The organism is uncultured Porphyromonas sp., from assembly GCF_947254915.1.
In the GTDB taxonomy this organism is placed as follows: domain Bacteria; phylum Bacteroidota; class Bacteroidia; order Bacteroidales; family Porphyromonadaceae; genus Porphyromonas.
In genome coordinates this window covers 1-3,607 of sequence record NZ_CAMYEZ010000151.1, presented here as the reverse complement: position 1 = coordinate 3,607, position 3,607 = coordinate 1, and the positions used below count along the sequence as shown (strand labels likewise).

Annotated in this window: 5 protein-coding genes; 1 reads left to right on the top strand and 4 read right to left on the bottom strand. The window is 50.8% G+C overall.

The window, feature by feature from the left end:
• The 4 genes from Q0X57_RS07835 to Q0X57_RS07820 form a co-directional block, all read right to left on the bottom strand.
• Positions 1-396: QueG-associated DUF1730 domain-containing protein (locus Q0X57_RS07835; RefSeq protein WP_297729890.1), on the bottom strand; the 396-nt coding region annotated here is incomplete at its 3' end.
• The gene (locus tag Q0X57_RS07830; RefSeq protein WP_297729888.1) at positions 393-1,532 is read right to left on the bottom strand and encodes a TIGR04133 family radical SAM/SPASM protein; all 1,140 of its coding nucleotides are present in this window, start codon (positions 1,530-1,532) and stop codon (positions 393-395) included. The genes Q0X57_RS07835 and Q0X57_RS07830, both read right to left, overlap by 4 nt.
• Before the next feature lie 23 nt (positions 1,533-1,555).
• A complete protein-coding gene (locus Q0X57_RS07825) occupies positions 1,556-1,765 on the bottom strand; it encodes a hypothetical protein (protein ID WP_297729886.1) in 210 nt (69 codons plus the stop codon).
• A 91-nt stretch (positions 1,766-1,856) separates the two neighbouring features.
• Positions 1,857-2,306, bottom strand: a complete 450-nt coding sequence (locus tag Q0X57_RS07820) for a radical SAM-associated putative lipoprotein (RefSeq protein WP_297729884.1) — start codon at positions 2,304-2,306, stop codon at positions 1,857-1,859.
• 720 nt (positions 2,307-3,026) lie between these two features.
• On the opposite strand from Q0X57_RS07820, the gene Q0X57_RS07815 reads away from it, so the two are divergent.
• A partial coding sequence (locus Q0X57_RS07815; RefSeq protein WP_297729882.1) for an Ig-like domain-containing protein occupies positions 3,027-3,607 on the top strand: 581 nt, incomplete at its 3' end.

Sequence of the window (3,607 nt, the reverse complement as noted above, 5' to 3'; positions counted from 1 at the left end):
GACACGCCCTGTGGCGCCTTGATCCACCTCTGACTGAATGAAAGCAAGGAGACGCTCCAGCTTCTTGCGTACCACCTTCGGGTAGTCGCGTCCGTAGGCGTAGTAAGCTACTTGGGGAGCCTCTAGCGGTTGCTTGACTGGTGGGTAATAGCTCTGCGCCACGACAATGATCGACTGAGCATCGGGCAGCAACTTGCGAGGATCTGAGCGAACATCATCATAGCGCTGCAGGTAGTCTAGTCCAGCGTAAGCATCTCCAGTGATGGTCTGCTGATAAGCTTGCCACACATCAGACGGAACGGCTCCCGCAGCTGCTAAGCCTACAGCGCTAAAATGTAGCTCATCGTGTGCATAACGAACGATAAGCTCCGTCGGTGACAACGATTGTTGGGTCATCTTCCCCTAGAGGCATATAGCGCCTCGGCACCCGCTTCAAGACGCTGGAGATGGCAGACGAGGAGCTTGCCTTCATCGTCTCGTAGGTGCATACCATTGCCCAGACAGTACTTCCAGCTTTTACAATCGGCACAGGACCCTGTCTTAGCCCACGAGCGATCACGATAACTCTCGAAGCGCTCCTCCCACACCTGCCACAGGTCGTCGTGATGTATGTTACCCTGCTTGTGGTCAAAGCGAATACTCGGGCAGGCGCTGATAGAGCCGTCGCATAGGATAGAGGCGATGTTTACGCCAGCACGGCATTGATAAAACTGTTTGCGCGTGCGCCCCTCGAAGGCTCCCAAGTAGCCCTCACACCCATACTGCGCCTCGATCTCTCCAGCCTCATTCGTCTCGATGATAAACTGCATCATCTGGTAGTACTGACTGTCGGAGAGCTGGAGCTGCTTATTCTCCGCAGCGCGCCCCACAGGGAAAATAGAGAAGAGTCTCCACCGCTTCACACCCGCATCAATCAGTTGCTGGCGAAAGGCGGGGAGCGAGTCAAAGTTCATCGGATTGACACAAGTCACCACATCCCAGACCAAGTCCTCGGCCTGCGTGAGTAGTTGGATAGCTCGCCAAGCTCGTTCGTAGCTGAGCGGATGCCCTCGCAAAGCGTTGTGTGCCTCAGCAAAGCCATCTAGGCTCACCGTCGCTGTGTGTAGTCCAGCACGGCGCAAACTCTCTAGGCGCTTCTCGTCAAGGAGCATCCCATTGGTCACGATGCCCCACGGGTAGCCACGACGGTAGAGGGCTAGCCCCGCCTCCTCAATGTCTTGCCGCACGAGCGCCTCGCCACCCGTGAAGATGACCAGTAGCTTGTTGGGATCGACGTGAGGCGTCAGCCCGTCAATAATATGGATAAAGTCAGCGACCGACAGTTCATCGACACCGCTCTCCACACGGCAGTCGCTACCGCAGTGCCCGCAGTGCAGGTTGCAGCGTAGCGTACACTCCCAGAAGAGCGTCGTCATCGGGTGCCGACGCACATTATCCGCCTGTAGGACACGATGCAGGTCAAGGGCTATCCGCTGCTTGAATGCTGGACGTAGGAGCGTCTGCCCGATGGACTTATGCTTGCTCAGTTTCATCAGATGAGACCACGATCTCTAGTTCACTCTGGCTTCTCTGGCTCTACTATCTGCTTCGGCTCAAACATCGTCGTAGGCGTGCCATACATCACCATGCCCATACCGTCTGGTCTAGGTCTAGGCTTGGCGAGCGTCGTCGTGTCGGGTTGCTCCGACTTACCACCCTCGCTCGTCCTCTGCGTAGTGCGTGTCTTACAGCTGGAGAAACCCAAGCAACCGATCAGCGCAAGCAACGTGCCAGCGATTAGATTAGAAATGATATTTCAGAGTTTTCTCTTCATACACTATATATAAATAGGAGTGAGGATGGAGGATCTACAGAGGCTATTTGCGCTCCACTTGGATCTCTATAGCCTTCTTTACCTTGCCGTTGTTCCACTTCTTAGAGCCTTTGCTGACGAAGTCGCTCTCCTTGACCTCTACGGTCACCTGCTTGTCTGCAACGACGCCATTCTTCTCGCCATCGATGTCCTTCACCTCTAGGGCTACCCCATGATCCCTGCGGAAGCCCGTGTAGCTACCCTCTAGCTCCACATTGCCCTGAGCATCGGTGAGCTTCTTTTTGTCTCCACGACCATTGGGTAGGTCTACCTGAAGACCCTCGACAGGCTTAGCGTCTTGGTCGGTGACGCACACCTTAAACTCGTAATCAACTGTAGGCGTGCCGTACTCAGCCATTCCGACGCTATCGCAACTAGCGAATCCTAGCCAGCCGAGTAGGAGGGAGGCTCCAGCAGATAGGAGCGAGCGTACGGATAGATAAACTCTTTTCATACTGCGAGGCATTACTGATACATTGGCAAATGTAGCACAAAAAAAGGAATCTGCCACAACTTCACTCGCCACCAAAAGCGATCTCCACGGAGGTAATCAGAAAACTCCAGGGAGCAAACGAAAATTCTCCACAGAGGGACGAAATAAAAGTTCGGAACAATGAAATGAAACTTCGGAAGAATGAAATCAAAGTTCCGAAGAATTTGCCGTGTGCTCCGTGGCAAATAAAAAAGCAGCTCCGAGGAAATTCTCCATTTCCTCGGAGCTGGCTCTACTTGTGTGACTGCTACAATAATCTACTCCTACACTGGGACAACACTACTGTCTCATAAAAAACGGAGGCAATGCCTACGGGCATTGTGTCTAGATGGTTGAGTACAAAAAACACTAAGACTATAGACAAGGGATCCTACTGATCCCCTAACCTTAGTATTTAAGAATACAGAGCTTCCCCAGTAGTTGGTAATTTGAGTGTTCGATAGTTCTGCGGCATCTAAATTACATTACCTTAGCGCTCGAAAACTAAGGTGAAGGTAAGATCCTACAGATACAGCTACTGCTGTAAAGACTCTTGCCCTTGACCTTATCCAATGAGAAAACAAACAACCAAACCTTATGAAAAGTTTCACATTTCGTATCCTGCCAATGCTCTTGTGCTGTGTGGTACTCTTGTTCAGTTGCGAGAGCGAGCACCCAGAGCCAAAGAAAGTATCTAGCATCATGGTAAAGCCAACAACCCTAACTCTAAAGAGTGGGGATAAAGCTACACTAGAAGTTTCTTGGACTCCTGCCGATGTGTCGTGTACTCCTCTTTTTTCCATAGATAATTCCTCCGTTGCGTCTATTGATGCGAAGGGTGTCATCACGGCACTTGCAGAGGGGACGGCGAGTATTACAGTTTCGATTGAGTCATTGAAGGCTACTTGTCAGCTAACTGTACAAAAGAACTCAACCCCTGAGCCTTCGATTGCTACTAATGAGCTACCGCTACTAAAGTTTGTGCTAGACAACGATCCAGGCATACTAGATCACGAGGCTAAACTGGGTAGAGTGAAGCAAGACGTAGAGATCTTGAAGAAGTCGTACCCTTCATTTGTCAATAAAGATATGTCCGTGATACCAGTAGTGACCTATCATGTTGAAGACCCTAGAGGTAAGGAGGATATCATCTTTGCTTTTTCTAAGGAAGCATCTCTAGACAACTGTCCCAATACGATACGAATGCTTGCAGAGTATGGGTTCACAGACTTAGAGCGTAAGAAGTTTATGTATAAGGGTACTTCCGACAAAGATCCCAACCT